General features: G+C 58.5%; 4 protein-coding genes. 2 read left to right on the forward strand and 2 right to left on the reverse strand.

All coding sequences use genetic code 11. The annotated features are described in order from the left end of the window. On the reverse strand, positions 1 to 295 hold a 295-nt coding region (locus Q0341_RS01975), incomplete at its 3' end, for a MoxR family ATPase (RefSeq protein WP_299510181.1). A gap of 106 nt (positions 296 to 401) precedes the next feature. On the opposite strand from Q0341_RS01975, the gene Q0341_RS01980 reads away from it, so the two are divergent. Continuing rightward, positions 402 to 1061, forward strand: coding sequence for a c-type cytochrome (locus tag Q0341_RS01980; protein WP_299510182.1), 660 nt, complete (start codon positions 402 to 404; stop codon positions 1059 to 1061). 67 nt (positions 1062 to 1128) lie between these two features. Here the strand turns inward: Q0341_RS01980 and Q0341_RS01985 are convergent, their stop codons facing one another. Beyond that, the gene (locus Q0341_RS01985; RefSeq protein WP_299510186.1) at positions 1129 to 1563 is read right to left on the reverse strand and encodes a DUF1841 family protein; all 435 of its coding nucleotides are present in this window, start codon (positions 1561 to 1563) and stop codon (positions 1129 to 1131) included. A 203-nt stretch (positions 1564 to 1766) separates the two neighbouring features. Here Q0341_RS01985 and pcaF point away from each other — a divergent pair, with 203 nt between their 5' ends. Then, a complete protein-coding gene (gene pcaF, locus Q0341_RS01990; protein WP_299510184.1) occupies positions 1767 to 2969 on the forward strand; it encodes a 3-oxoadipyl-CoA thiolase in 1203 nt (400 codons plus the stop codon). Positions 2970 to 3299: the final 330 nt, after the last annotated feature.

The raw sequence follows: 3299 nt of genomic DNA on the forward strand, positions 1-3299 counted from the left end.
GAACGATGTAGTTTTCGATGTGTTTGACGCGTTCGCCACCATCGCCGAGCTGACTGTCGCGAAGACGGCTGACGGCGTCGTATTCGTAAAGGCCTTGCTGGGCTTTGGTGGTCGATTTGATGTGCCACTGCAGCAGAGGCAGCCCCAAAGCTTCAGAGACTTCCTCGGCCAGCATGGTCTTGCCGGTGCCGGGCTCACCCTTGACCAGCAGGGGGCGCTTAAGAGTGATGGCCGCGTTTACAGCCAGCATCAGGTCCGGGGTGGCGACGTAATTTTCAGTACCTTGGAATTTCATGGCAACAACTTCTCTGGAAATGTGAAAGGGCTTGCCCGGATTATGAGGGCCAGCTCGATATAATCCGCAGTTGATTTTTATCAATCATTTGGATTGTGTGAGCAAAATGAACAAGCTGTTGACCTCGATGTTTGCCTTGGCTGTCGCTTCTGTGACCGCCGTTTCTGTCCATGCCCAAGAGATCAAGGGCGATGCCAAAGCTGGCGAGCAAAAAATTGCCATGTGCATTGGTTGCCATGGTATCCAAGGCTACCAAGCCAGTTTCCCTGAGGTCTATCGCGTGCCGATGATTTCTGGCCAAAACGCCCAGTACATTGTTTCCGCACTCAATGCTTATAAAAAAGGTGATCGCAAGCACCCCACCATGCGCAGCGTCTCTGGCTCACTGACAGATCAGGACATGGCCGATCTGGGTGCGTACTACGAACAACATGCCAAGGTCCCCCCCGTGACCAAGACCCCCAAAGTGCCAGATGCGAATGTGGCTGCTTTGCTGCAAAAAGGCACATGCATGGCTTGCCACGGTGACAATTTCTCCAAGCCAATCGACCCCAGCTACCCCAAAATTGCCGGTCAGCACAAAGACTTTTTGTACGTTGCCCTGAAGTCCTACAAAGTTGAAAACAAGGCCACCTGGGGCCGCAGCAATGGCGTCATGGGCGGTATCGCCAAGCAGTTCTCCAATGCTGAGTTGAAGGCCATGTCAGCTTATATCGCCTCTTTGGACGGTGAGATGAAGACGGTGCCTCAGTCAAAATTCCGCTGATACAAGGGCGTTAACCTTGACAGAAAAAACCCGCTTCGGCGGGTTTTTTGTTGTATACACGGTCTCTTCAGTCGCGCGTGGCGTGGCGTTGCACGCAGTCGATGTAAGACTCTCCGTCAGGCATCCGGCCCGAGCGTTGGCTTTCGTAAATCATGCGGCCCAGGCATTCCATGGCCTGGTGGTGTGCATCATGCAGCGAGTTGAGTTGGTGTGTAAGCAGCTCTACCGCCTGGCGGATGCCACGGGGCTGGTCGATGCTGCATTGTTCGCTGATTGACAGGTGCATCGAGAGGTGCAAAAACGGGTTGGTCCGGTCCGGGTCGTCGTCCAGCATGCTGGCCAAGGCTGCATCGACGTCGGCAAGTTCGCCATGGTATTCGGGGTGCTCATCGATCCACTGGCTGACCAGCATTTCCATGGGCTCGAGCGGAGCCGTTGTTCGGGCTTTGGTGTAAACGCCGCAAAAAAAGCGCCGAACATCGGCTTGTGAGGGTTGTATCAGCATGAGGTGGATTGTCTCTTATGTGCGTTGGCTCGTTGTCTTTGTAGCTCGGGGATGGGGCTTGGGGAGTGAGAGGCCGGGGTGCGGGGCCAGCGCCTCCGTCAAACCCTTACCCAAGCCCATGAACCCCCCCTAAAATGTCATAGAATACCTGTTGTGCATGCAATATAATGCACAAAATTCACCCTCACGAGACCAGCCACATGAACCAAGCCTACATTTGCGACGCGATCCGTACCCCCTTTGGCCGCTACGGCGGTGCCTTGAGCAGCGTGCGGACCGACGACCTGGGCGCGGTTCCCCTGCGTGCCTTGATGGCCCGCAACCCCAACGTCGACTGGGCCGCCGTGACTGACGTGCTGTACGGCTGCGCCAACCAGGCCGGTGAAGACAACCGCAACGTGGCCCACATGAGCAGCTTGCTCGCTGGTTTGCCGATCGATGTGCCCGGCGCCACCATCAACCGCCTGTGCGGCTCGGGTCTGGACGCCATTGGCACCGCCGCCCGCGCCATCAAGTCGGGCGAAGCCGGTCTCATGATCGCGGGCGGTGTCGAGAGCATGAGCCGCGCCCCGTTTGTCATGCCCAAGGCCGAGAGCGCTTTCAGCCGCGCTAACGCCGTGTACGACACCACCATTGGCTGGCGCTTCATCAACAAGCTGATGAAGGCCCAGTATGGTGTGGACTCCATGCCCGAGACGGCCGAAAACGTGGCCACCGATTACAAGATCGAGCGCGAGGCGCAAGACCTGATGGCTTACAACAGCCAGCTGCGCGCTGTGGCTGCTATCAAAGCCGGGCACCTGGCCCGAGAGATTGTGGGCGTGAGCATTCCCCAGAAAAAGGGTGATGCGATCATTGTGGACACCGACGAACACCCGCGCGAAACTAGCCTGGAAGCCTTGGCTAAGCTCAAAGGCGTGGTCCGCCCGGACGGCACTGTGACCGCGGGCAACGCCTCGGGTGTGAACGACGGCGCGTGCGCCTTGCTGCTGGCCGACGAAGCCACTGCCGCCAAAAACGGCCTGACCCCCAAAGCCCGCATCGTGGGCATGGCCACGGCTGGTGTTGCCCCACGCATCATGGGCATTGGCCCTGCGCCCGCGACGCTCAAAGTGCTGGCGCAAACCGGCCTGACCATCGACCACATGGACGTGATCGAGTTGAACGAAGCCTTTGCCGCGCAAGGACTGGCAGTCATGCGCATGTTGGGTTTGAAGGATGATGATGCCCGCGTAAACGCTTGGGGCGGCGCGATTGCGCTGGGTCACCCCCTTGGCGCATCCGGTGCCCGTTTGGCCACCACCGCCATCAACCGCCTGCAGCAAACCGCTGGCCGCTACGCGCTGTGCACCATGTGCATTGGCGTGGGTCAGGGCATTGCGCTGATCATCGAGCGCGTGTAATCGTCGTTTTGTGCGCAGCTCGTAGGTCGGTGCCTTCAGGTCCGACAACAACGCTGGCGAGCCACCGTCGTTTGAAACTGTCGCTTCGCAAGAGGATGGCTGTCGGACCATAAAGGCACCGACTTACAGGATTACCGATCGTCGGACCGTCCAAGCTCAAACTACAAGTTGCTCGTCGACGGGTTGTCGTTTGGCCACCAGCCCCTTCGGGGGCTTTTTTGTGCCTGCTCCAGTTCTTAAGCACTGAGCTCGATTTCCATGCGCAAGAGCGCTGCGCCCATGGCTTTGCCCAGGTTGTCCAAGCGCAGGTTGCGTGCACCGCCGCCTTGC

The organism is uncultured Limnohabitans sp., from assembly GCF_937889215.1.
Lineage (GTDB): Bacteria > Pseudomonadota > Gammaproteobacteria > Burkholderiales > Burkholderiaceae_C > Limnohabitans_A.